18 protein-coding genes are annotated in these 23,977 nt (G+C 72.4%); 5 read left to right on the top strand and 13 right to left on the bottom strand.

Features of this window, described 5'->3' with window-relative positions:
• Positions 1-120 precede the first annotated feature (120 nt).
• A complete protein-coding gene (locus BA062_RS06790; protein ID WP_110335199.1) occupies positions 121-1,218 on the top strand; it encodes a neutral zinc metallopeptidase in 1,098 nt (365 codons plus the stop codon).
• 125 nt (positions 1,219-1,343) lie between these two features.
• Here the strand turns inward: BA062_RS06790 and BA062_RS06785 are convergent, their stop codons facing one another.
• From BA062_RS06785 to BA062_RS06770, 4 genes are all read right to left on the bottom strand, one after another.
• Positions 1,344-1,784: a hypothetical protein gene (locus BA062_RS06785; RefSeq protein WP_110335198.1), complete on the bottom strand. Its 441-nt coding sequence runs from the start codon at positions 1,782-1,784 to the stop codon at positions 1,344-1,346.
• Positions 1,785-1,891: 107 nt separating this feature from the next.
• Positions 1,892-2,944 (bottom strand): potassium channel family protein, encoded by a 1,053-nt coding sequence (locus BA062_RS06780; protein ID WP_110335276.1) that lies wholly within the window; start codon positions 2,942-2,944, stop codon positions 1,892-1,894.
• Between the two features lie 30 nt (positions 2,945-2,974).
• Positions 2,975-6,181: an ATP-dependent helicase gene (locus tag BA062_RS06775; protein ID WP_110335197.1), complete on the bottom strand. Its 3,207-nt coding sequence runs from the start codon at positions 6,179-6,181 to the stop codon at positions 2,975-2,977.
• Positions 6,178-9,363, bottom strand: a complete 3,186-nt coding sequence (locus BA062_RS06770) for an ATP-dependent helicase (RefSeq protein ID WP_245959702.1) — start codon at positions 9,361-9,363, stop codon at positions 6,178-6,180. Before BA062_RS06770 ends, BA062_RS06775 begins: the two co-directional genes overlap by 4 nt.
• Positions 9,364-9,451: 88 nt before the next feature.
• Between BA062_RS06770 and BA062_RS06765 the strand changes: the two genes are divergently transcribed.
• Positions 9,452-9,742, top strand: a complete 291-nt coding sequence (locus tag BA062_RS06765) for an MGMT family protein (protein WP_110335195.1) — start codon at positions 9,452-9,454, stop codon at positions 9,740-9,742.
• A gap of 14 nt (positions 9,743-9,756) precedes the next feature.
• Positions 9,757-10,605 (top strand): siderophore-interacting protein, encoded by an 849-nt coding sequence (locus BA062_RS06760; protein WP_110335194.1) that lies wholly within the window; start codon positions 9,757-9,759, stop codon positions 10,603-10,605.
• A 103-nt stretch (positions 10,606-10,708) separates the two neighbouring features.
• Here BA062_RS06760 and BA062_RS06755 read toward each other — a convergent pair whose 3' ends face one another.
• The gene (locus BA062_RS06755) at positions 10,709-11,515 is read right to left on the bottom strand and encodes a uroporphyrinogen-III synthase (protein ID WP_110335193.1); all 807 of its coding nucleotides are present in this window, start codon (positions 11,513-11,515) and stop codon (positions 10,709-10,711) included.
• Positions 11,508-12,473, bottom strand: a complete 966-nt coding sequence (locus tag BA062_RS06750; protein ID WP_110335192.1) for a helix-turn-helix transcriptional regulator — start codon at positions 12,471-12,473, stop codon at positions 11,508-11,510. Before BA062_RS06750 ends, BA062_RS06755 begins: the two co-directional genes overlap by 8 nt.
• 61 nt (positions 12,474-12,534) lie before the next feature.
• Here BA062_RS06750 and BA062_RS06745 point away from each other — a divergent pair, with 61 nt between their 5' ends.
• The gene (locus tag BA062_RS06745; protein ID WP_110335191.1) at positions 12,535-12,936 is read left to right on the top strand and encodes a DUF3224 domain-containing protein; all 402 of its coding nucleotides are present in this window, start codon (positions 12,535-12,537) and stop codon (positions 12,934-12,936) included.
• A gap of 9 nt (positions 12,937-12,945) precedes the next feature.
• On the top strand, positions 12,946-14,064 hold the full coding sequence (locus tag BA062_RS06740) for a winged helix DNA-binding domain-containing protein (RefSeq protein ID WP_110335190.1): 1,119 nt from the start codon (positions 12,946-12,948) through the stop codon (positions 14,062-14,064).
• A 67-nt stretch (positions 14,065-14,131) separates the two neighbouring features.
• Here the strand turns inward: BA062_RS06740 and BA062_RS06735 are convergent, their stop codons facing one another.
• The 7 genes from BA062_RS06735 to BA062_RS06705 all read right to left on the bottom strand — a co-directional run bounded on the left by BA062_RS06735 (position 14,132) and on the right by BA062_RS06705 (position 23,945).
• Positions 14,132-14,806 (bottom strand): sirohydrochlorin chelatase, encoded by a 675-nt coding sequence (locus tag BA062_RS06735; protein WP_110335189.1) that lies wholly within the window; start codon positions 14,804-14,806, stop codon positions 14,132-14,134.
• Positions 14,803-15,921, bottom strand: a complete 1,119-nt coding sequence (locus BA062_RS06730; RefSeq protein ID WP_110335188.1) for a uroporphyrinogen-III synthase — start codon at positions 15,919-15,921, stop codon at positions 14,803-14,805. The genes BA062_RS06735 and BA062_RS06730 overlap by 4 nt, the downstream gene beginning before the upstream one ends.
• Positions 15,918-16,262: a nitrite reductase small subunit NirD gene (gene nirD / locus BA062_RS06725; protein WP_110335187.1), complete on the bottom strand. Its 345-nt coding sequence runs from the start codon at positions 16,260-16,262 to the stop codon at positions 15,918-15,920. Before nirD ends, BA062_RS06730 begins: the two co-directional genes overlap by 4 nt.
• Positions 16,259-18,778, bottom strand: coding sequence for a nitrite reductase large subunit NirB (gene nirB, locus BA062_RS06720; RefSeq protein ID WP_110335186.1), 2,520 nt, complete (start codon positions 18,776-18,778; stop codon positions 16,259-16,261). Before nirB ends, nirD begins: the two co-directional genes overlap by 4 nt.
• A gap of 127 nt (positions 18,779-18,905) precedes the next feature.
• Positions 18,906-20,273 carry a nitrate/nitrite transporter gene (locus tag BA062_RS06715; protein ID WP_110335185.1) on the bottom strand — a complete coding sequence of 456 codons (1,368 nt, stop codon included), beginning with the start codon at positions 20,271-20,273 and terminating at the stop codon, positions 18,906-18,908.
• 139 nt (positions 20,274-20,412) lie between these two features.
• The gene (locus BA062_RS06710; RefSeq protein ID WP_110335184.1) at positions 20,413-21,858 is read right to left on the bottom strand and encodes an FAD-dependent oxidoreductase; all 1,446 of its coding nucleotides are present in this window, start codon (positions 21,856-21,858) and stop codon (positions 20,413-20,415) included.
• A complete protein-coding gene (locus BA062_RS06705; RefSeq protein WP_110335183.1) occupies positions 21,855-23,945 on the bottom strand; it encodes a molybdopterin oxidoreductase family protein in 2,091 nt (696 codons plus the stop codon). The genes BA062_RS06710 and BA062_RS06705 overlap by 4 nt, the downstream gene beginning before the upstream one ends.
• Positions 23,946-23,977 lie beyond the last annotated feature (32 nt).

The raw sequence follows: 23,977 nt of genomic DNA, 5'->3' as shown, positions 1-23,977 counted from the left end.
CTCGCATTTCGTAGGAACCACGCACGTCGTCGGTGCCGCCAGATTAGGCAAGCCGCACCCCGCGGGCTCACCCGCTCGTTATGCTGAGCCGGAAATCGATCTAGGCGTCGGGACGAGTACATGACACAACCGCCGCAGGGCCCCTACGGTCCCCAGTGGCCGCATGGACCACAGGGGCCGCAGCAGCCCCCGGCTCCGCACCCGTACGGGCAGCCCGGGTACGCATACCCGGGTTACCCGCCGCCGCGGAAGCCACGCGGTCCTCTCATCGTGGCGTCCATCGGCGGTGCCACGCTGCTCGTGCTGAGCCTGATCGTGGTTTTCACCCTCACGAACGGCGGGGACGACGAACCGTCGGCCGACGGCGGCTACACCAACAACGCTGCCACGAGCACGGTGGAGTCCACCACCACGACGGAGTCGAGCACCACCACGACCACCACCGAGAGCAGCGAGACGTCCACCGAGACCAGCACCTCGGAGGTCGAGCAGGGCCCGCAGAAGATCCTCGCGCTCGCCGACCACCCGATCCTCCAGGATCCGGACGCGGGCCTGCAAAACCTCGCCTGCAACCTGCCCGCGTGGGAGAGCAACCCGGCGGCCGCGGAGGCGTTCTTCACCGCGGCGGCGGGCTGCCTCGACGCGGCGTGGGGGCCGTTCCTCGAGTACTACAACCTGCCGTTCGTGTCGCCGACGCTGCACTTCCCGTCGGGCGGCAGCTTCGACACCCCCTGCGGCACGATCGAGGTGGGCATCGCCACGGCCGCCTACTACTGCGAGAACAACCTGTACGTGCCCTTCGCGGGGTTGCAGACCGAGCAGTACGGCAACAACCCCGGCGTGTACCTGGCGCTGTTCGCGCATGAGTACGGCCATCACGTGCAGGAGGTGGCGGGGATCATGGACGCCGCGTGGGAGGAGATCTACGCGGTGGGCCAGAACAGCCCGGCGGGGCTGGAGATGTCGCGGCGCAAGGAGCTGCAGGCCCAGTGCTTCTCGGGCATGTTCATGGGCGCGCACGTCGACCGCGGCGGCACGATCACCAGGGACATGTACGACAAGGCGTGGTACGACCAGGAGACCCGCGGCGACGACACGTCGGGCACGCAGGACCACGGCAGCAACCAGAACTACGCGGCGTGGTGGCGAGCCGGCGCCTACGACAACCGCATCGTCGACTGCAACACCTTCGCGGCCAGCAGCGCCGACGTCGCCTGACCCGCCTGACCCGCCTGACTGCAGTGAAGGCCACCTTCACTGCGTTGAACGCAGTGAAGGTGGCCTTCACTGCGGTCGGGCAGAAGGGGCAAAGCGGGCGGAAGGGGCTCCCGCTCTCGCCCGCGTCAGAGGATCGCGGCGGTGCGGCGGGGGCCTCGGGCGAGGAGGAACGCGTAGGTGCCGCCGCCCGCGCAGCTCAGCACCAGCAGCGCGAGCCCGACGGGGCGCCGCAGGTCACTGCTGCCCACCGCGGCGTTGGCGAGCTGCACGTCGATCAGCCCCTCGGCCGCCGCGTGGGGCACCGAGATCTCGATCCGCTCGTCCTGGTCGTGCCCGCAGCCGCTGAGGGTGCCGTTGCGGGTGGTGCCGTCCAGCTCGAAACGCACGGTCTCCTCGGCGTTCGGCCTGGTGCAGTCGGCGGGCAGCGTGACGGTGGCCTCGACGGTGCGCGTCTCGGCGGCCTCGGCGGAGCCGAACAGCGAGGGGCCCGCCCACCAGGCCGCGAGGACGATGAGGATGCCGGTGGCGGCGGAGACGCCGAGGACCTTCCACGTCAGCGGCGGCATCGGCCGCCCGGATCCATTCGCTCGCTGCCACACGGCGTCAATCGTTCCAGATCATCACGACGAAGCACAGAAAACGACGTGCTCCCAACATCACACGACCGGGCACCTCAGCGCGCCGCGTCCTTCGCGGGTGTGACCTTGCGGACGTACAGCAGCCGGTCGCCCGGCTCGATGGCGTCGACCTCGGGCGCGTCCACGCGGTAGAGGTTCCCGTCCCGCACCACGCCGAGCACGATGTCCGGCAGATGCCGCGGCGAGCCGCCCTCCTCCGACGGCTCCACCGGCCGCTCCGCGATCGCCAGCCCCGTCTCGGGGGTGAGCAGGTCCTCGACCATGTCGACCACGAGCGGCGTGCGCGTGGCGATGCCCAGCAGCCTGCCCGCCGTCTCGCTCGACACCACCACCTGGTCGGCGCCGGACTGCTTCAGCAGGTGAACGTTCTCCGCCTCCCGCACCGACGCCAGGATGCTGGCCTTCGGGGCGAGCTCCCGCGCCGTGAGCGTCACGAGCACGGCCGTGTCGTCGCGGTTCGGGGCGATCACGATCGCGCGCGCCCGCTGCGCACCGGCCACCCGGAGCACGTCGGAGCGGGTCGCCGACCCGTGCACGGTGATGAGCCCGAGCGCGCTGGCCGCGTCGAGCGCCTGCTGGTCGGTGTCCACCACCACGATCTGGCTCGGTTCGGCGCCTTCCTCGGCGAGCAGGGAGTTGACCGCCGAACGGCCCTTGGTGCCGAAGCCCACGACCACCACATGGTCCCGCACCCTGTTCCTCCACTTCTGGATCCTCAGCGCCTGCCGGGAACGCTCGGTCAGCACCTCCAGTGTGGTACCGACCAGCACGATCAGGAACATCACCCGCAGCGGGGTGATCACCACGATGTTGATCAGCCGGGCCAGGTCCGTCTCCGGCGTGATGTCACCGTACCCGGTGGTCGACAGCGAGACGGTCGCGTAGTAGAAGCAGTCCAGGAACGACAGCCCGTCTTCGTTGGCGTCGCGGTAGCCGTCGCGCCCGATGTACACGATCAGCACGGCCGCGAACAGGAACAGCAAGGCCCCGATGATGCGCCGCCCGATCGAACGCAGCGGACTGACCTTCGTCTCCGGCATCCGGATGACGCCGACGAGCGCGTGACCGGGCTGGTCGGTCAGCGGCATCCGGATGAAGCGCTTGATCACGCGCGAACCTTAACCGCTTCCCGGGACCCCGCGCAGTAGCTCCCGCAACCCGTCCGCGTCGAGCAGATCCACCGGCCGCACCGTCCGGTCGGGGCGCACGTAGTGGAAGGCCGCCCGCACCTTCTCCAGCGGGGCGCCCGACAGGCCCGCCCACGCCAGCCGGTACGCCGCGAGCTGCACCGACAGGGCCGGCAGCTTGCCGTCCTCGGGCACGGCGCCGGTCTTCCAGTCGACGACGGTCCAGCCGCCGTCGTCGTCGGCGAACACGGCGTCCATCCGGCCGCGCACGGTGACCCCGTCGATGTCGGTGGAAAACGGCACCTCCACCTCGTGGGGTGTGCGGTGTGCCCACGCGCTGCGCTCGAACGCCTCCTGCAACGCCTCCAGCTCGGCGTCGCTCGCCTCGCCGAAGTCGGCGGCGCCGGGCAGGTCCTCCAGCTCCAGCAGGCGTTCCCCGGCGAACCGCCGCTCCAGCCAGCCGTGGAACGCGGTGCCCCTGCGAGCGAAGGCGTTGGGCGGGAACGGCAGCGGCCTGCGCAGCCTTCGGGCGAGCGCCTCGGGCTCCCCGGCGAGTTCCACCAGCTGGCTCACCGAGAGCTGGCCCGGCAGGGTCACCTGGTCACCGTCGCCCGAGGCGCGCTCGCGCTCCGCCAGCAGCACGTCGGTGTCGGCGATCCACCCGTCCGGATCGTCGTCCGCGATGGGCAGGTCGAGCTCGTCCAGCGCCGCGAGCACCAGGTCGGCGCCCTCGCGCACGGCCGCGCGCCGCTCGCCCAGCGGATCCACCGGCCAGCTCGCCGAGCGCGACGCGGTGACCAGCGGGTTGTCCTCGTCCTCGCCGGGCGGCTCCGCCCAGTGGGCGACCGTGCCGACGCCCTCCTCTTCCCGCAGCACGTCGGCGATCTCGGTGAGGAACTCCGAGGGCCCCTTCGGCCGCGCGCTGCTCTCGTTCCACCAGTGCCCCGAGGCGAGCAGGCAGTGCTCGGCCCTGGTCAGCGCCACGTAGCAGAGCCGCCGCTCCTCCTCGGCGTGCCGCGCGGCGAACCGTTCCTCGTGGTCGGCGCAGGCGTCGAGCACCTCCTTGCGGTTCTCGTCGCCGTGCAGCCGCAGCTCGGGCAGGTCCTGTGCGTCGCCGCGCAGCGCGGCGGGCAGCTCCGGCACGGTCCGCAGCCACGACGACGAGCGCCGTTTGCCGGGGAAGGTGTCCTGCACCAGGTGCGGCACGGCCACGACCCGCCATTCCAGGCCCTTCGCGGAGTGCGCGGTGAGCACCTGCACGCGGTCGGCCACCACCTCGACCTCGCCAGGCGGCAGGCCGTCCTCGGCGTGCTCCGCCGTCGCGAGGTAGTCCACAAAGGACAGGAGGGTGCCGGTGGGCGCGTGCTCGGCGTATTCGGTGACCACGTCGGCGAAGGCGTCCAGGTGCGCGCGCCCCGCGCTGCCCGGCCTCGCGAGCGCCTCGACGTCGAGCAGCATCGTGCGCTCGACGTCGGCCACCAGCTCCGGCAGCGGCTGGTCGAGCCTGCGCCGCAGCGCCCACAGTTCCCTGCTGAGCCTGCGGATCCGGGCGTAGCCCTCCTCGGAGTAGCGGGCCGGGTCGCCGGGGTCGTCGATCGCGTCCACGAGGCCGGCCTGTTCGGCGCGCTCGGCCACGAGCACGTCGGCGTCGGCCGACAGCTCCCCCGCCCGCCGCCACAGCGCGCCGAGGTCGGCCGCGGCGAGCCGCCAGCGCGCTCCGGTGAGCAGCCGGGCCGCGGCCGTGCCCGACAGCGGCTCGGCGAGCACCCGCAACGTGGCGACGAGGTCGGCCACCTCTGGCTCGTCGAGCAGTCCGCCGAGGCCGACGACCTCCACGGGCAGTCCCCGCGCCCGCAGGGCCGCGGCGACCGGGGCCATGTCGGCCCGCCTGCGCACGAGTACGGCGGCCGTGGGCGGGGTGCCCGTCTCGTCGCGTTCGGCGAACCACACCGCGGCCAGCTCGTCGGCGAGCCAGTCGCGCTCGGCCCGCACGTCGGGCAGTAGCGCGCACCGCACGTCGGCGGGGCCGGCACCGTCGCGGGCCCGCAGCCGCTGCACGCCGAGGCCCTGCGCGCGCAACGGTTCGGCCACGGCGTTGGCGAGCGTGAGCACCTCGGGCGGGTTGCGGAAGCTCGTGAGCATCCCGTACTCGCGCGCGGGCAGCAGGCCTTCCTTGCCGCGCCGGGGAAAGTCCGTGGTGAAGCGGGGCAGATTGGCCGCGCTCGCCCCGCGCCAGCCGTAGATCGCCTGCGCGGGGTCGCCGACGGCCGTCACCGGCATCGGCTCCGTCCCGCCGAAGAGCGAGCGCAGCAGCACACGCTGGGCGTGCCCGGTGTCCTGGTACTCGTCGAGCAGCACGGCGCCGTAGCGGTCACGCTCGCCCGCGACGACCTCGGGCTGCGACTCGGCGAGCGTGGCCGCAAGTGACATCTGGTCGGCGAAGTCGAGCGCGCCGTCGGCGCGTTTGCGCTGCTCGTACGCCTCGATCAGCGGCAGCAGGTCGAGCCGGAACCGCTGGGCGACGAGAATGTCGTTGAGTGCCACGGGCAACGCCTCCCGCTGTCCCTTCGCCCTCGGCGCGTTCTCCACGATGCGGCAGAACCACGCCGTGTAGGCCCGCAGCTTCTCGGGATCGACCAGGTGCTCGCCCAGTTCCCCAGCGAGGCCGAGCAGCTGCGCGGTGACCGACGGGGGCACGCGGTCGGTGTCCAAATCCTTGTCCCATGTGGACACCACGCGGTGCGCGAGCTGCCACGACGCCGTCTCCGACAGCATCCGCACGCCGGGCTGCACGGGCAGCCGCAGCCCGTGTTCACCCAGCAGCCGCCCGGCGTAGGCGTGGTAGGTGAGCACGGTGGGCTCGCCGGTCATGACCGCCATCCGCCGCTCGCCGCCGGGGTCGATCCGGTCGAGCAGGCCGGAGCCCGCGAGGCGGCGTAGCCGGGCCCGCACGCGGTCGGCGAGCTGACGAGCGGCCTTGCGCGTGAACGTCAGGCCCAGCACGCGTTCCGGCGTCACGAGTCCGTTGGCGACGAGCCACACGACGCGCGCGGCCATCGTCTCCGTCTTGCCCGCACCGGCGCCCGCCACCACGAGCGCGGGCTCGGCGGGCGACGCGATCACGGCGGCCTGCTCGGGCGTGGGCGGATGCAGGCCGAGTGCGTGGGCGATCTCGGCGGGATCGACGAGGTCGCTCACGGCCCGGTCACCTGCCTGCCCTCCGGCCGCAGCGGGCACGACGAACGGCCGGGGCAGCGGTCGCAGTCCGCGTTCTCCTGCGCCGCGTACTCGGGGCCGGCCGTGGCCGCGGCGGCCTGCCGGACCAGCTCGAGCCACTGCTTGCCGCCGTCCTCGTCGAGCGGCGGCTGCGAACGCTGGGAGGAGCCGGTCTTGTTGTGCGCCTTGGCGACGTAGACGAGTTTCGCGCCGCCGGTGGTGCCACCGTGCTCGGCGAACGCGCCGAGCAGCAGCGCGAGCTGGTAGGCCGCGAGCTGCGGGTGCTTCTCCGCGTCGGCGGCGCTCACCGGCGTCTTGCTGGTCTTGACGTCGATGATCACGGGCCTGCCCTGGTTGTCGACCTCCAGCCGGTCGACGCGGCCCAGAAGTTTCACGCGGGGCTCGCCGTCCTCCGCGGGCAGCTCCACCTCCATCTCCTGCTCCACCGCGAGCTGGGTCAGCTCCCCCCGGCTGTTGCGAAGCCAGGCGAGGAAGTTCTGCACCATCTGCTCCACGCGGCGGCGTTCCCGCCGGGAGAACCACGGCGCGCCAGCGTCGACCTTCGCCCACGCCGAGTCCAGTTCCGCCTTGAGTTGCTCGGCGTCGGCGCCGCTCGCCGCGGCCTGCGCGAGCGCGTGCACGAGCGTGCCGGTGACGGCGGCCAGCTGCGCCGGATCGCTGCCGCCGTGGCGTTCGAGCAGCCAGCGCAGCGGGCATTTCGACAGCACGTCCACAGTGGATGGCGAGATGCGGATGAGCGCGTCGGCCGGCCGCAGCGGCTCGTCCGTGCTCGGACCGGGCAGGCCGTACCACTGGTCGGGGTGCGCCCCGGGCACCCCGGCGCGGGCGAGCCTCGCGAGCTGGCGGACGGCGACCTCCCGCCTGCGCGGCTCGGCGCCGGAGTCGCAGGCGACCGATCGCAACTCACCGACCAGCTCGGAGAGCACGAGCGAGCGCTCCCGCGTGTAGCGGCGGACGTCGGGGCCAGGGTCGTCGCCGCCGGAGTCCATCAGCTCGTCGACGAACCGCGACGGCTGCTCGTCCTCCCCCTGCACGGCGCTGACCAGCAGCACGCGACTCGCCCTGCTCGCGGCGACGTAGAACAGCCTGCGCTCCTCCGCCAGCAGCGGCGCCGTAGCCGAAAGGTGCTCACCGTCCACACCGGACAGCAGGTCGACGAGCCGCTCCACACCCAGCAGCGTGCCCCGCAGCCGCAGGTCCGGCCAGCTACCCTCCTGAGCGCCGGCGACGGCGACGACCGTCCACTCGCGACCGGCGGCACCGTGGGCCGTCAGCAGGGAGACGCCCTTGCCGCGCGCGGCCGTCGGCGCCAGGCTGTCGCCCGCGATGTGCTGGGAGGTCAGGTACTCGGCGAACCCGGCCACGCTCGCCTTGGGCAGCCTGTCGACATAGCGACCGGCGGCGTGGAACAGGGCCACCACGGCGTCGAGGTCGCGGTCGGCCTGCGCGGCGAGCGAGCCACCGCGCGCGATCTGCCGCAGCAGCCTGCCCTCCAGCTTGCTGGCCTGCCAGACCTGCCACAGCACGTCCTCGACGCCGAGCCCCCTGCGCACGCAGTCGCGCGCGGTGGCGAGCAGGCCGCCGACACGGCGCACCGGCGCGGCCTCGGCATCGGCCAGCCCGGCGAGGATGTCGTTGTCCCGCAACGCCTCCACCAGCAGCTCGTCGCTGGAGCGCTCGCCACCGGCGGCGAGCTCCAGCCTGCGCAGACCCCGGCGCAGGCGGCGCAGCGCGAGCGGATCGGCACCGCCGAGCGGCGAGGAAAGCAGCATCTCGGCGAGGTCGACGTCGAGCGCGTCGGGCTCCGTGGCCAGGCGCAGCACCGCCAGCAGCGGGCGCACCCCCGGCTGGCGGGCGAGCGGCAGCTCCTCGGTGGCCGAGGCGATCGGCACGCCCGCGGCTCCCAGCGCACGCTGCAGCACGGGGAACGAGCGCGACGGCGAGCGGACGAGCACGGCCATCTCCGACCACGGGATCTCGTCGATCAGGTGCGCTCGCCGCAGCTGGTCGGCCACCCAGCTCGCCTCCGCGGCGGGCGTCGGCAGCAGCTTGGTGCGCACCACGCCCTCGTCGTCACTCGCGGGCTCCACGAGGCGGCGCACGCCCGGCAGGTTCGCGGCCACGCGCGAGACGGCGGCGTGCACCTCCTCGGTCATCCGGTGGCTGCGGGCGAGCGTGATGGTGCGATCACCATCGTCGTCGAGCGCGGCGAGCAGGCGCGGATCGGCGCCACGGAAGGAAAACACGGACTGGTCGGGATCCCCGGCCACCACGAAGTCGTCGGCCGCCCCGCCCAGCAGCCGCACGAGCCGGAACTGCAGCGGGTCGAGGTGCTGGGCGTCGTCCACGAACAGGTGCCGGATGCGCCGCTGCTCACGGGCCAGCAGGCCGGGGTCTCCCTCCAGCTCCACGAGCGCACTCGCCACCAGCTCGGCGGCATCCAGCGCGGGCGCGCCCGGCTGGCCGAGCGCGTTGCCTCCCGAGCCGAGCAGGAGCGTGACCTCCTCGTACTGCCGCCAGAAGGTCCCGGCCGCGACCCACGCCTCGCGCTGCTGCTGGCGGCCGAGCTTGACCAGGTCCTCGGGGCCGAGGCCTCGTTCGGCCGCGCGCAGCAGGAGGTCCCGCAGTTCCTCGGCGAAGCCGGGCACGAGCAGGGCGGGGCGCAAAGTCTCGGGCCAGTAGTCGGCGCCGCGTTCGAGGTCACCGGCGAGCAGCTCGCGCACCACGACGTCCTGCTCGGGCCCGGAGAGCAGGCGCGGCGCGGGCAGGTCCTGGAGCCCGGCCTGCAGGCGCAGCACCGCGAAGGCGTAGGAGTGCACCGTGCGCACGAGCGGCTCGCGGATAGTGCGGCCGCTGTGACCGGGGTCGGCGGTGAGCCTGCGGGTGATGTCGGCGCGGACGGCGTCGGCCGCGCGGCGTGACGCCGTGAGCACCAGCAGGCTCTCCGGATCGGCGCCCTGGCTGACCCGTTCGGCGGCGACCGTGGCGAGCAGCGTGGTCTTGCCCGTGCCGGGGCCGCCGAGCACCCTCCGGAATCCCGAGGGTGCCTCGAGGAGCCCGGCGGCTCCGCCCTCCCACACGTGTGGCCGGGGAGGCTGAGCCGGCGAGCGCACGAGCCTCGCGTTCAGTCCACTCCTGCTCACGATCAGATGGAACCACGCCGGGCCGACGAAACCGCACAGCGCCACGGCACGTGACCGATGACCAGGGAATCTGCCTAGAGTGTGCGCTATGGACGAGGAGCTGCACGAGCGCGTGCGCGAGGTCGTCGCGGCCATCCCGCCGGGCTCGGTGTCGACCTACGGCGATGTCGCCGCGGCGGCGGGCGCGAACACCCCGCGGCTGGTGGGCCGCATCCTCTCCGAGGACGGGCACGATCTCCCGTGGCACCGGGTCCTGCGCGCGAACGGAACCCCCGCGCCGCACCTGGTGCACCGGCAGCTGGAGCTGCTGCGCGCGGAGGGTGTGCTCGCCGACGGACAGCGAATCGATCTCAAGAGGTACCGCTGGCGTCAGCCGTAGGTTAGCCTTGCCTAATGACGACGGCCGCGCCTCAGCTGACCTACCGCTCGCTCCAGGTGACCGCGATCCGGCGGCTCACCCCGCACATGGCCCGGATCACCTTCACCGGCGAACTGGACGGCTTCGTCAGCGTGGCGCCGGACCAGTACGTCAAGGTCTTCTTCCCGCTGCCCGGCGAGGACCGGCCGCAGCTGCCGCCGCCCGTGTCCTCGGACGTCACCTCGTGGTACCGCACCTACCTCGCGATGCCCGACGGCGTCCGCCCGCCGATGCGGACCTACACGGTGCGGGCGCACCGGCCCGAGGCGCGGGAGATCGACATCGACTTCGTGCTGCACGGCGACAGCGGTCCGGCGTCGGCATGGGCGGAGCGGGCGACGGTCGGCGGCCAGGTCGCACTGCTGGGTCCGCACGGGCTCTACTCGGTGCCGGAGGGCACGTCGTGGCAGCTGCTCGTCGGTGACGAGACGGCGGTGCCCGCGATCGGCGCGATCGTCGAGGCGCTGCCGTCGGGGGCGGCGGCGCGGGTGTTCATCGAGGTCGGCGACCCGAGCGACCGGCAGGACTTCGCGACCGACGCCGACGTGGAGATCAACTGGGTCACCCGCAACGGCTCCCCGCACGGTGAGCCCGTGCTCGACGCCGTGCGGGGAGCGACGTTGCCCGCCGGGCGGCCGTACGCGTGGCTCTCCGGCGAGGCGGGCATGGTCAAGTTCGCGCGACGGCACCTCGTGCGCGAACGGGGTGTCGACAAGCGGGCCATCACGTTCACGGGGTACTGGCGGATCGGCCGCAGCGAGGAGGACACCGGCCGCGAGAGCCTGCGGCAGACCGACTCCGGCGTGGCTCCCGAGGAGGAGTAGGCCGCCGCCGGCTGTCGGGAACGCACAACTCGCTGTCGGGAACGCACGACTCGCTGTCGGGAACGCACGACTCGCGGGCTGGAACGCACGACTCGCGGGTTAGTTAGCGGGCCAGTTCGGCCACCAGGAGCTTGACCAGGGCGCCAAGGCGCTGGCGGTCGGGTTGCAGCGTCGGCACGTCGAGAGCGGTCAGCGGCGCGGCCGTCACCGGGCCGACACAGGCACACACGACGTCCTTGCCGAGCCTGGCCACGAACTCGTCGTGCACGCCCCGTTCGCGCGCCAGCGTGAGCAGGTTCGCCGTCGCGGGCGCGCTCGTGAACGCCAGCGCGTCGACCTCCCCCGCCAGCACGCCGTCGATCAGTCGGTACGCGGGCGTCAGATCGGCGGGCCACTGCCAACGGTACGGCTGCAGCTCGATCACTTCCGCGCCCGCCTCGCGCAGCGCGTCGGTGAACTCCGGCAACGGCTGACCATGCAGCTGTACTGCCGCCCGCCTGCCGCGCACGCCCTGGGCCAGCACGTGCTCGAACAGTTCGCGGTTGCTCTCGCCGGGCGCCGACCACTGCTCGGTGAGTCCCCGCCCGCGCACGGCGCCCTTCGCCTTGGGGCCGCGCACGTAGACCTTCGCGCGCGACAGCGTGCCGTGCAGCCGCTCGGCGAGCCCCCACTCCTCCGCCGCGGCGAACCAGCCGCGGAACCCGGCGCCCGTCGTCACCGCCGCGACGTCGACGTCCTCGGCCATCACCGCTTCCGTCGCCGCCCGCAGTCGCTCGTCACCGGAGAGCGGGACGATGCTGATCGTCGGCGCGTGCCACACGGTCGCGCCGTTGCGCTCCAGCGCGCCGATGAACTCCTCCGCACGCCGCTCCGCGGTGATGCCGATGGTCACGCCGCCCAGCTCACCCATAGAGCGCACCCATCCTCGCCACGGCCTCGGCCACCTGTTCCCGGAGGTCGGCGGGCTCGAGCACCTCCAGCTCGGGACCGAAGTGCAGCAGCTCGCCGAGGGCGGGCGCACCCGGTTCGACCGGCAGCTCCACGCGCGACCATCCGTCCTCGTCCGGCTCGCCGCCGCTCTCGCGCAACGCCCGCGCGCCGACGGCTCCCAGGTAGAACGGTACGAGGTCGCGCCCGAGCGGCGAAAGCCGCACCAGGGCAACTCTGGGAAACATTCTGCGCTCGAACTGCTCCGACCACTGCCGCCAGTACTCGGCGAGGTCGAAGCGGTCGGGCCGGACGAACGCGCCGTCGTCGGCCAGCTCGTCGATGCGGGAGACGCGGTAGGTCCGTTCGCTGCCGTCACACCGGGCCGCGAGGTACCAGTTGCCGGCCTTGAGCACGAGCCCGAGCGGTTCGAGGACCCGCTCGACCGCGCTGTCGTCCCAGCGCCGGTACCGCACCTTCAACCGCCGCGAGCGCCACACGGCGTCGGCGACCTCCTCGAGCCGGTCGAGCCGCTCGATGCCGCGATGCCAGCCGGGAACGTCGAGGTAGAAGCGCTCGGCGACCTGGCCCGCGCGCGTGCGCAGCTCCTCGGGAAGCGCGGCGTAGAGCTTGAGCTGCGCGGCCGCCAGCACCGTGCCGAGGCCCAGCTCCGCCGCGGCGACCGGCAGCCCGGCCAGCGCCAGCGACCTGGCCTCCTCCTCGCTCAGCCCGGTCAACCGGGTCCGGTAACCGCCGACGAGCTGGTAGCCGCCGGAGCGGCCGCGGTCGGCGTACACGGGCACACCGGCCTCGGCGAGCGCCTCGATGTCGCGGTACACCGTGCGTACCGAGACCTCCAGCTCGCTCGCCAGCTCGTCGGCCGTCATCCGGCCCCGGTTCTGCAACAGCAGCAGCACCGACAACAACCTGCTCGCGCGCATGCCGTCAGTGTCTCCCGAAAACCTGACAGAAGGTGACAGTTATCGGTGTGAGAGTGGGCCCATGAACGAGAACACCTTCACGATGCAGAGCTGGGACGAGCAGGTCGTGAGCGGCCCTGAGGACGGTCCCCGCTATGCGCACGCCCACGCGACGTTCGTCTACACCGGGATCATCGAGGGCACGTCGAGCTGCGACTACCTGCTCTACTACGCCACGCCCGGCCACGACGACGGCAACGGGCAGGCCGCGCCGGGCTACGAGCGGATCGAGGGCAGCGTCGCGGGCCGCAAGGGCAGCTTCCTCGTCCGGCACGACGTACGTTACGGAGCGGACGGCATCTCCGATGTCTGGTCCGTGGTGCCCGGTTCGGGTACCGGCGAGCTCGCCGGGCTCTCCGGCACGGGCACGGCGAGCGGCGACTCGGAGACCGTCGACTACACCTTCGACTACACGCTCGGCTGAGGAGAGGCGATGCTGGAGGTCGACCGCAGGCAGGTCCTCGCGTACCGGATCGCCGCGCACGGCCTGCACCGCGACGTGCGCGACGCGGGGGAGCTCGCGGTGTTCGACCTCGGGGTGCAGGACGTCACGAAGCGCGACACGGCCGTGCTCGCGCTCGTGGCCCGCCTGCCGGCCGGGGCGGAGGCACTGCTCGACGACGCGCGGTTCACGCTGGGCTGGACCCACCGCGGGGCCCCGCACTACCACCGCTCCGAGGAGTTCCGCGCCCTGATCCCGGCGCTCGTACCCCTGGACGACGCGGACGCCGAGGCGCGGATGCTGTGGCAGCGCAAGGAGGTGACGGCCGCCGGGATGCCCGCCAAGGACGTGCTGCTGACGGCGGCGAAGGCGCTGCGCGACGTGGTCGACCGGCCGATGACGAAGGGCTCGGCGAGCACGGAGGTCACCAAGCGCATCCCCGAGGGGTTCAGCCGCTGGTGCCGAGGCTGCCAGGCCACGCACATCCACGAACAGCTGATGCGGTTGGCGACACCGCTCGCGGGGCTACGGCTGGAACCGGGCACGAGCCCGGCCACGCTCGCTCCGCTGGCGAAGCGGCCGCGCATTCCGGCGAAGGCCGATGTCGCGGGCGCGACGCGCGTCGTGGAGACCTACCTGCGCCTGCACGGCCCGGCGACGGCAGGCGACGCCGCGGGGTTCGTGGGCACCACGCGCAAGACGGTCGCCGAGCGCCTGTGGCCGTCCGGCCTGGCGGAGGTGAGGGTGGCCGGGCGCACGGCGTACCTGCCCGCCGCGCACCTGGCGGAGCTCGAGAGCCCGCCGGAGCCGGGTGTGGTGCGCCTGCTGCCGCCGTGGGATCCGCTGCTCCAGGCCCGTGACCGCGCGACCCTGGTGCCGGACAAGGCGCACCAGAAGGAGCTGTGGAAGATCCTCGGCAACCCCGGCGCGCTGCTCGCCGACGGGGAGATCGCGGGCTTCTGGCGGACGAAGTCGGCGGGCAAGCGCCTGGAGTTCACGCTCACCGAACTGTGGCCGTTGACGAAGGCCCAGCGCACCGAAGCGGAAACGGAAGCCGAACGCGTGGCCGCCGCTCGCGCCTACCCCACCCCGCGCATCACCTGGACCTGAACTACGTGCCCCCAAGGCCACCTTTGTTGCGTTGAACGCAACAAAGGTGGCCTTGGGGGCAGATGGGCTACGCGGCTCGAGCGGCGCGGAGGGCTTCTCGGTAGCGGCGGAGTACCAGGTCGGCGATGGCGGGGTGGGCGCCAAGGGGCTCGGCGGTGACGTCGGCGGCCGCATCGGTCACCCTGCGCTGGAACAGGCCCGGCGCCAGCAGCCACGACGCCACCGCGACCCGCCTGCCCTCGCCGCGAGCCGCCGCGACCACCTCGGCCACGGAGGGACTCGTCGTCGCCGCGTAGCCGACGCGCACCGGGGTCCGCAGCCGTCCGGCGAGGGCGTGTGCCGCCGTGGCGACGTCGCGGAGTGCCCGTTGGTCGCTGGAGCCCGCCGCGGCGAGCACCACCGCGTCGCCGGGCCGCCTTCCCGCCTGCCGCAGGCGTTCCGTCAGCGCGTCGAGCAGCTCCGGCGCGGGGCCGAACGCCTCCGCCACCACGACGTCGCGGTTGCGGCTGGCCGCGACCTGCGCGGGGATGTCGACGCGCACGTGGTAGCCGGCGGCGAGGAACGCGGGTACCACCACTGCGGGGCCACGCACCGAGTCGAGCACGGTCGTCACGTCGGGCTGCCGGACGTCGGCGTAGGCGATCTTCACCTCGACCCCGCGCGAGCGCACGCGCGCGGCCAGTTCCTCGGTCACCTTCGGCCCAGCCGGGTCGCGGGTGCCGTGCGCGACGAGCACGATCACGCGGACTCCCCCTCGGCGACGACGGCGAGCCGGTAACCGCGCTTGACGACCGTCTGCACGAGCCTGCCCTCCCCGAGCGACGTGCGCAGCCTGCCGATCGCGGTCTCCACCGCGTGCTCCTCTCCCCCGCTGGGCAGCGCGGCCGTCAGCTCGCGCCGGGACACGACCCGGCCCGGCTGCCGCGCCAGTGCCCGCAGTACCGCCATCGGCGCGGGCGCCACCTCGCACAACTGCCCGTCGACGACGGCGGCCTGCCCGCGTAGCTCGATCTGCCTGCCCGCGGCGCACAGCCGGGGCGAGCGGGCGATCAGCGCCTCCGCGAGCGTGCGCGCGAGCGCACCGATCCGCGCCCGCTGCGGCTGCACGGTCGGGATGCCCAGCGCCGCGAGGGGACCCGCGGTGATCGGCCCGACGCACGCCACCAGCACCCGGCGCGTGAGCGCGTCGACGAGCGCGGCCTGCCGCCCGGTCCGTTTCGCCATCGCGAGCATGCTCGCCGCGGCGGGCGCGCTGGTGAACGGCAGCGCGTCGACCGAACCGTCCAGCACGGCGTCGATGAGCCGGTCGAGCGGCCCCGGATCGGTGGGCCCGACCCAGCGGTACACGGGGATCTCCACCACCTCGGCGCCCGCCGAACGCAGCGAGTCCACGAAGTACGGCAGCGGCTCGCCATGTAGCTGCACCGCTATCCGCTGACCGTCCACACCGGAGTCGAGCAGGTGCTGCAGCAGCTCCGCGTTGCTTTCCGACGCCGGCGAGTACACCTCCGAGAGCCCCGCGGCCCGCACCGCGCCCTTCGCTTTCGGGCCGCGCGTCAGCACGTTCGTGGAGGCGAGCCGGTCGAGCAGGGCCTCGCCGACGCCCCAGCCCTCCGCGGCCTCGATCCAGCCGCGGAAGCCGATGCCGGTGGTCGCCACCACGGCGTCGACGGGCTTGTCGAGAAGCAGCCTGGTCGCCGCGTGCAGCTCGGTGTCGTCGGCCAGCGGCACGATCCGGATCGCCGGACCGTAGCGCACGGTGGCGCCCTTGCGCACCAGCAGCGCACCGAGCTCGTCGGCGCGCCTCGCGGCGGTGATGCCGATCGCGAACCCGGCCAGCGGCATCACGTCGGTCACGGTGAGCCCACGTGCACGACACCGTCGATCACGCGCACGGGATACGTGGCGACGCAGACGGTGTCGTCGTCGAGACACCGGCCCGTGCGCAGCTCGAACTGCTGCTTGTAGATCGGCGAGGCCACCACGGGAACCCCGCCCGTGTCGCCGATGATCCCTCGCGACAACACGGCCGCCCCGCTGAACGGGTCCAGGTTGGACAGTCCGTAGAACTCGTCGTCCTCGGTCCGGAAGATCGCCACCTGCTCACCGTTCTCGAGCAGTGCGGCCACCCCGTAGGCCCGCGGCACGGCATCGGTCCGGCACACGGCGACCCAGGTCTGCTCGGCCATCGCGGTCATCGGCTCACCACCTCCGGGACGCCCAGCATCACGGGCACCTTCTGCTCACGTTCGGTACGGAAGGAGATCGTCGGGTCGGGCGTGCCGGGCGCGTTGACGAAGGACGTGAACCGCGCGAGCTTCTCCGGGTCCTCCAGCACGCCCTTCCACTCGTCGCGGTAGCCCGCGACGTGCTCGGCCATCGCCTCCTCCAGCTCGGCGCAGATGCCGAGGCTGTCGTCGACGATCACCGCGCGCAGGTGGTCGAGGCCGCCCTCCATCTCCTCCACCCACGGCGCCGTGCGCTGCAGCCGGTCGGCCGTGCGCACGTAGAACATCAGGAACCGGTCGATGATCTTGATCAGGGTTTCGGTGTCCACATCGGACACGAGTAGATCGGCGTGCCTCGGGATGGCCCCGCCGTTGCCGCCGACGTAGAGGTTCCAGCCCTGTTCGGTGGCGATGATGCCGAAGTCCTTGCTCCTGGCCTCGGCACACTCACGGGCGCAGCCGGAGACGGCGGACTTGAGCTTGTGCGGCGAGCGCAGGCCCCGGTACCGCAGCTCCAGCTCCACCGCGAGGCCGACGCTGTCCTGCTGGCCGTAGCGGCACCACGTGGTGCCCACGCACGACTTGACGGTGCGCAGCGCCTTGCCGTACGCGTGCCCCGACTCGAACCCGGCGTCGACGAGCTTGCGCCAGATCAGCGGCAGCTGGTCCACGGTCGCGCCGAACAGGTCGATCCGCTGCCCACCGGTGATCTTGGTGTAGAGCCCGAACTCCTTGGCGACCTCGCCGATCACGATGAGCTTGTCGGGCGTGATCTCGCCGCCCGGGATTCGCGGCACCACCGAGTAGGTGCCGTTGCGCTGCATGTTGGCGAGGAACTTGTCGTTGGTGTCCTGCAGCGTGGCCTGCTCGCCACCGAGGATGTGCCCGTTACCGAGCGTGGCGAGGATCGAGGCGACCGCGGGCTTGCAGATCGCACAGCCCTTGCCCTTGCCGTGCTTGGTGATCAGCTCGGAGAACGTGGTGACGCGCGTGGCGCGGATGATCTCGAACAGCTCGGCGCGCGACTGCGGGAAGTGCTCACACACGGCCTTGGACTGCTCGACGCCGCACGCGTTGAGCAGCTTGCCCAGCATCGGCACGCACGAGCCGCAGGAGGTTCCCGCACGGGTGCACGCCTTGATCTTCGGGACGCTGTCGCAACCCTCCTCGGTGACGGCGTGGACGATCGCGCCCTTGGTGACCGCGTTGCACGAGCAGATCTGCGCCTCGTCGGGCAGCGCGTCGACCCCCACCGCCGCGTCGCCGCCGCCGGCGGGGGCGATCAGCGCGGCGGGCTCCGTAGGCAGCGTGTTGCCGACCAGCGGGCGCAGCAGGTTGTACTCGCTCGCGTCGCCGACGAGCACGCCGCCGAGCAGCGTGCCTGCGTCGTCGGACACCACGAGCTTCTTGTAGGAGCCGCTGACGGCGTCGTTGAACACCACCTCCAGCGCGCCCTCGGTCACGGCGTGTGCGTCGCCGAAGCTCGCGACGTCGACGCCCATCAGCTTGAGCTTGGTGGAGGTGTCGGCTCCGGGGAACGACGCCTCCTTGCCGAGCAGTGTCGCCGCGGCGACCTCGGCCATCGAGTAGCCGGGCGCGACCAGGCCGTACACACGACCCTCCAGTGCCGCGCACTCGCCGATCGCGAAGACGTCGGGGTCGCTCGTGCGGCACGTGGCGTCCACGAGCACGCCGCCGCGCTCGCCGACGTCGAGGCCGCAGTCGCGGGCCAGGTCGTCGCGCGGGCGGACACCGGCGGAGAACACCAGCAGATCGATGTCGAGTTCGGTGCCGTTGCCGAGCTTGGCGACGAGCCTGCCACGGTCGGCCTCGATCGCGTCGGTCGATGTGCCGGTGTGCACGGTCACGTCGAGGTCGGTGATGAGTCTACGCAGGAGGCTGCCGCCGCCCTCGTCGACCTGTAGCGGCATGAGCCGGGGCGCCATCTCGACGACGTGCGGCGAGAGGCCCATGTCGCGCAGGGCCTTCGCCGCCTCAAGCCCGAGCAGGCCGCCGCCGACCACCGCGGCGGCGGGCCTGCCCCGGCCGTGCCGTGCCCGCTCGACGGCGTCCCGGATGTCGTCGAGGTCCTCGATGGTGCGGTAGACGAAGCAGCCGGGCAGGTCGTGCCCCGGCACCGGCGGCACGAAGGGACGGGACCCGGTGGCGAGCACCAGCGCGTCGTAGGGCTGCACGCGCCCGCTCGCGGTGGTGACCCGCTTCGCCTCGCGGTCCACCGCGACCACCGGGTCGCCGAGACGCAGTTCGACGTTGCCGTCACCGGCGTAGGTGGAGCCGGGCAGCGCCAGGTCCTCGGGGTCCCAGGTGTCCACATAGGATGTGAGGGCGACCCGGTCGTAGGCGGGGCGGGCCTCCTCCCCGATGACGACGATCCGCCACGTCCCGTCGACGTCGTCGGAACGGACGGCTTCCACCAGCCGGTGAGCCACCATTCCGTGCCCGACGACAACCAACGTTCGACTCATAGACCAACCTCCGTAGAACTGCCCTCAATGCTCGCCAGTGCGCGTATCCCCCGCGCTTCCGAGACGTTGCGGCGCTGTTACCAAAAACTCCCTTCGCAGGTCAGAACCCGTGCATGGGGCGAAAAGGTCAGATACCGGCGCCCGCGAGCGCCGCCTTCTTCTCCTCGGCGGTGCGCACGATGGGCCCGCGCAGGTACACGGCCCACGTGGTCGCGAAGCACAGCCCGTAGAACACCAGGAAGGCCACGAACGCCGGCACGCCGCTGCCGGTGCTCGTGAACGCCGAGCGGAAGGCGAGGTTGATGAACAGGCCGCCGAGCGCGCCGACCGCACCGGCGATGCCGATGAGCGCGCCGGAGAGCCTGCGGGCCCTCGGCATCGCCGTCTCCTTGGACTCGCCCTCGGCGACGGCCGCGAGCGCCTTCGTGCGGAAGATCGCCGGGATCATCTTGTACGTCGAGCCGTTGCCGATGCCGGAGAACACGAACAGGCCGATGAAGCCGGTCATGAACAGCGGCAGCGAGTCCGCATTGGACGCCACGATGCACAGCACGGTACCCACCGCCATGCCGAGGAACGTCCAGAGCGTCACCTTCGCGCCGCCCAGCTTGTCGGCGAGCCAGCCGCCGACCGGGCGGATCACCGAGCCCAGCAGCGCGCCGATGAACGTCACCTGCGCGGCCTGCAGCGGCGAGCGGTCGAACTGGTTCTGCAGCACGAGACCGAACGCGAAGCTGTAGCCGATGAACGAGCCGAAGGTGCCGATGTAGAGGAAGGACATGACGTACGAGTGCTTGTCCGTCAGCACCTCGCGCATCGCGTTGCCTTCCTTCTTGACGTCGGCGATGTTGTCCATGAACAGGGCGGCGCCCGTCATCGCGACGACGATCAGCGGAAGGTAGATGTAGAAGATGATCTGCGGGGCCGAGGCGCCCGCCGTACTGATCACGATCAGGCCGACGATCTGGATCGCGGCGACACCGAGGTTGCCGCCACCCGCGTTCAGGCCCAGGGCGGCACCCTTGAGCCGCTCGGGGAAGAACGAGTTGATGTTCGTCATCGACGACGCGAAGTTGCCGCCGCCGACACCACCGATCGCCGCGATGAGCATGAACACCCACAGTGGCGTCCCCGGCTCCATCACGATCGCGGCGAGGATCGTCGGCGCCAGCAGCATTCCCGCGCTGATGATCGTCCAGTTGCGACCACCGAACTTCGCGACGGCCAGCGTGTAGGGGATGCGCAGGATCGCGCCGACGAGGGACGGCGTTGACACGAGCAGGAACTTGTCGGCGGGCGAGAGGCCGTACTCGGGGCCCATGAAGAGCACCAGCACCGACCACAGTGTCCAGATGGAGAACCCGATGTGCTCGGCGAAGATCGAGAACCAGAGGTTGCGGGTGGCGATCTTCTTGCCGCCGTTCTCCCAGAGCTCGGTGTCCTCGGGATCCCAGTGCTGGATCCACCGTTTGCCGGTGTGCGTCGCATCGGACATGGTGTCACTCCTCTTCGTCGGGCGGGCGCCGTGATGAGCGCAAAACCTAGGCGGCGCCCGTTTCACGAACCGGCGTCACGTGGTCGCGTCGTTGCAAACTTCTCCTCACCGCAGTGCCTTTGCGCTGTGAGGTTCCGGTCTATGTGGTGCTCGCGAGCCAGTCGGCGATGCCGCACACCGCGTCCTTGCAGCTGCCGCAACCGGTGCTGGCCCTGGTGGCCGAGGCGAGTTCGGCCACGCTGGACGCGCCTGCCCGCCACGCGTCCACGAGCTGGCCCTTGCTCACCGAGTTGCACCGGCAGACCACCGCGGCGGCGGGCAGGTCGGCCGGGCTGGCCGCGTTCGGTGCACCGGAGGGCAGTGCGCGGCCGAGCAGCAGCGCGAGCCGGTCGCTCGGCGCGGGCACCCCGCGGTCGTAGAGCTGCGTGATGGTGGCGGCGGCGTCGGGAACGCCCAGCACGATGGCACCGGCCACGCGGTCGCCGCGCAGCACGAGCTTCGCGTAGCGGCCGCGCGCGGGATCGTCGAGACACAGCACCTCGGCGCCGTCGTCGCCGGTCTCGGCGTGGGTCTCGCCGAGCGCGGCGAGGTCGATGCCGCGTGCCTTGAGCCGCGTCACCACCGACGTGCCGCGGTAGCGCGCGGCCGTGTCGGTGCCGGTGAGCAGGTCGGCGAGCACATCGGCCTGCTCCCACGCGGGCTGCACGAGCCCGGACACCGTGCCGGGATGCTGGGCGCAGTCGCCGATCGCGTAGATGCGACCATCGCTCGTGCGCAGCGCGTCGTCGACGAGCACGCCCCGGTCGGCGGCGAGGCCGGCCCCGGCGGCGAGCGTGGTGTCCGCGCGCACCCCGGCCGACACCACCACTAGGTCCGCGTGCACGTGGCTGCCGTCGTCGAGTTTCAGGCCGTCGCCGGGCACGTACTTGGCGGCGAACCGGCCGAGCCGGAAGTCGATACCGAAGTCGCCGAGCGTCTTCGCGAGCACGCGGCCCGCGCCCGCGTCGAGCTGACGTTCCATGACGTGCCCGGCCGGATGCACCACGGTGACGTGGTTTCCGCGCCCGGCGAGGCCCCTCGCGGCCTCCAGCCCGAGCAGCCCGCCGCCGAGCACGGCGACCGGGGCGCCGACGCGAGCGGCGTCCAGAATGCGCTCGCAGTCGGCGAGCGAGCGAAACGCGACGGCACCCTCGGCGAGCTCGCCGTCCTCATCGGTGAGGCCCTCGACGGGCGGCAGCCACGGCGTGCTGCCGGTGGCGAGCACGAGCGCGTCGTACCCGACGCTCGTGCCGTCGACGAGCATGACTTTCCTTGCCGCGCGGTCGATCTCGCGCGCTTCGGTGTCGAGCCGCAGGTCGATGCCATGCCTCGCCGCCCACTCCTCGTCGTGCAGGCGGACGCTCTCCGGCCGCATCGTGCCGCCGACCACGGCGGAGAGCAGCACGCGGTTGTAGGCGTGGTGCGGTTCGTCGCCGATCACGGTCAGGTGCACGCGCTCACCGTGCGGGTCGCGGCGGCGGATCTCATCGGCCAGGCGCGCCCCTGCCATCCCGTAACCGAGCACGACCACGTTGCGCGGGCTCATTCGGCACCATCCTCTTTGGTCAGTCGGACCGCGCAGACCTTGAACTCGGGCATCCTGCTGGTGGGGTCGAGCGCGGGGTTGGTGAGCAGGTTCGCCCGCTGGTCTCCGGGGAAGTGGAAGGGCAGGAAGACGACGTCCTGGCGCATCGAGCCCACACAGCGGACCCGGGCCGTGGTGGCGCCCCTGCGCGAGGTGACGCGCGCGAGGTCGCCGTGGGCCAGTCCGGCGCGCTCGGCGGTGTCCGGGTGCACCTCGACGTAGACCTCGGGCACCGTGTCGTTGAGCTCGGCGACCAGCCGCGTCTGCGCGCCGGACTGGTAGTGCTGGAGCACGCGGCCCGTGGTGGCGAGCAGGGGGAAGTCGGCGTCCTGCGGCTCGGCGGGGCCGGTGTGCTCGACCGGCTCGAACCGCGCCCTGCCGTCCGCGTGGGCGAAGGCGTCGAGGAACATGCGCGGCGTGCCGGGGTGCGCCTCGTCGGGCACGGGCCAGTACAGCGCCTCGCCCTCTCGCAGCCGGTCGTAGCTGATGCCGGAGTAGTCGGCGGGACCACCGGCGGAGGCGGCGCGCAGCTCGGTGAAGGCCGTCTCGGCGTCGGTGGGAAACCTGCCTTCCGGCTGGCCGAGCCGCTCGGCGAGCCCGGCGAGCACGTCGAGGTCGGTCCGCACACCCTCGGGCGGGTCGATCGCCTTGCGCCGCAACAGGATGCGGCCCTCGAGATTGGTCATGGTGCCGTCCTCCTCGGCCCACTGGGTCACGGGGAGCACCACGTCGGCGAGCTCGGAGGTCTCCGACAGCACGAGGTCCGCGGTCACCAGGAGGTCCAAACCGGACAGCCGCTGGGCCACCCGCGCCGAGTCCGGAGCGGAGACCACGACGTTGCTGCCGAACACCAGCAGGGCCCTCGGCCCGCCCTCGGTGCCGAGCGCGTCCAGCAGTTCGAAGGCGGAACGGCCCGGCCCCGGCAACGAGTCCGCTGGCACGCCCCACACCGACGCGACGTGCTCGCGCGCCGCGGGGTCGGCGATCTTGCGGTAGCCGGGCAGCTGGTCGGCCTTCTGGCCGTGCTCGCGCCCGCCCTGGCCGTTGCCCTGGCCGGTGAGGCAGCCGTAGCCGGAGCCCTGTCGACCGGGCAGGCCCAGCGCGAGCGCGAGGTTGATCCACGCGCTGACGGTGGCGACGCCGGTGGCGTGCTGCTCGGCGCCCCTCGCGGTGAGCACGTAGGCGTTGCGGGAACGGGCGAGCAGCGCGGCGACGCGGCGCTGGTCGGCGGCGGAGACCCCGGTGATGCGCTCGACGCGCTCGGGCCAGTACCCGGCGGCGATCCGCCACACGGCATCGAACCCGCTCGTGCGCTGCTCCACATAGGACTCGTCGAGCAGCCCGTCGGCCACCACGGCGTGCAGGATCCCGAGCGCGAGCGCGAGATCGGTGCCCGGTGCGGGTGCTAGGTGCAGGTTGGCCTGCTCGGCCGTGGGCGTCCGGCGCGGGTCGACCACCACGAGGTCGCCCTTGGCGTTGGCACCACGCAGGTGCTGCACGAACGGCGGCATGGTCTCGGCCGGATTGGCGCCGACGAGCACGATCGCGTCGGCGTCGGCGAGGTCGGTGAGCGGGAACGGCAGACCCCGGTCGAGGCCGAACGCCTTCATCCCCGCCGCCGCGGCCGACGACATGCAGAACCGGCCGTTGTAGTCGATCTGGGACGTGCCGAGCGCCACTCGGGCGAACTTGCCGAGCAGGTAGCTCTTCTCGTTGGTGAGCCCGCCACCGCCGAAGACGGCGACCGAGTCGGGGCCGTGCTCGGCGCGCAGGTCCAGGAGCCTGCGCGCGACGAGGTCGAGCGCGTCCTCCCAGCTCGCGGGGCGCAGCTCGCCGCCGGTGCGGATGAGCGGCGTGGTCAGGCGCGCGGGGGAACGCAGCAGTGCGGGTGAGGTCCAGCCTTTCTGGCACAGCCCGCCCGCGTTGGTGGGGAACTGGCGGGGCGTGACGTCGGCCTCCCGGCTGAGCGTCATGCCGCACTGGAGTGCGCAGTAGGGACAGTGGGTGGCTACGGCGGTCGTAGTCGTCGGCTCGGCCGTCAGCGTCAACGGGCACCTCCTGCTGCTCGCTGGCAGTCCCT

This window comes from Prauserella flavalba (genome assembly GCF_003202235.1).
GTDB classification, from domain to species: domain Bacteria; phylum Actinomycetota; class Actinomycetes; order Mycobacteriales; family Pseudonocardiaceae; genus Prauserella_A; species Prauserella_A flavalba.
Note: the sequence above shows the minus strand (reverse complement) of the source record. Positions and strands in the feature narration are given on the sequence as shown.

What these genes read in the sequence shown, in the direction of transcription:
- BA062_RS06790 (WP_110335199.1), top strand. Translation starts at nt 121, where the DNA reads ATGACACAACCGCCGCAGGGCCCCTACGGTCCCCAGTGGCCGCATGGA.
- BA062_RS06715 (WP_110335185.1), bottom strand. Translation starts at nt 20,273, where the DNA reads ATGTCCGATGCGACGCACACCGGCAAACGGTGGATCCAGCACTGGGAT.
- BA062_RS06765 (WP_110335195.1), top strand. Translation starts at nt 9,452, where the DNA reads ATGGACGAGGAGCTGCACGAGCGCGTGCGCGAGGTCGTCGCGGCCATC.
- BA062_RS06760 (WP_110335194.1), top strand. Translation starts at nt 9,757, where the DNA reads ATGACGACGGCCGCGCCTCAGCTGACCTACCGCTCGCTCCAGGTGACC.
- BA062_RS06785 (WP_110335198.1), bottom strand. Translation starts at nt 1,784, where the DNA reads ATGCCGCCGCTGACGTGGAAGGTCCTCGGCGTCTCCGCCGCCACCGGC.
- BA062_RS06750 (WP_110335192.1), bottom strand. Translation starts at nt 12,473, where the DNA reads ATGCGCGCGAGCAGGTTGTTGTCGGTGCTGCTGCTGTTGCAGAACCGG.
- BA062_RS06745 (WP_110335191.1), top strand. Translation starts at nt 12,535, where the DNA reads ATGAACGAGAACACCTTCACGATGCAGAGCTGGGACGAGCAGGTCGTG.
- BA062_RS06780 (WP_110335276.1), bottom strand. Translation starts at nt 2,944, where the DNA reads ATGCCGCTGACCGACCAGCCCGGTCACGCGCTCGTCGGCGTCATCCGG.
- BA062_RS06755 (WP_110335193.1), bottom strand. Translation starts at nt 11,515, where the DNA reads ATGGGTGAGCTGGGCGGCGTGACCATCGGCATCACCGCGGAGCGGCGT.
- BA062_RS06740 (WP_110335190.1), top strand. Translation starts at nt 12,946, where the DNA reads ATGCTGGAGGTCGACCGCAGGCAGGTCCTCGCGTACCGGATCGCCGCG.
- BA062_RS06710 (WP_110335184.1), bottom strand. Translation starts at nt 21,858, where the DNA reads ATGAGCCCGCGCAACGTGGTCGTGCTCGGTTACGGGATGGCAGGGGCG.
- nirD (WP_110335187.1), bottom strand. Translation starts at nt 16,262, where the DNA reads ATGACCGCGATGGCCGAGCAGACCTGGGTCGCCGTGTGCCGGACCGAT.
- nirB (WP_110335186.1), bottom strand. Translation starts at nt 18,778, where the DNA reads ATGAGTCGAACGTTGGTTGTCGTCGGGCACGGAATGGTGGCTCACCGG.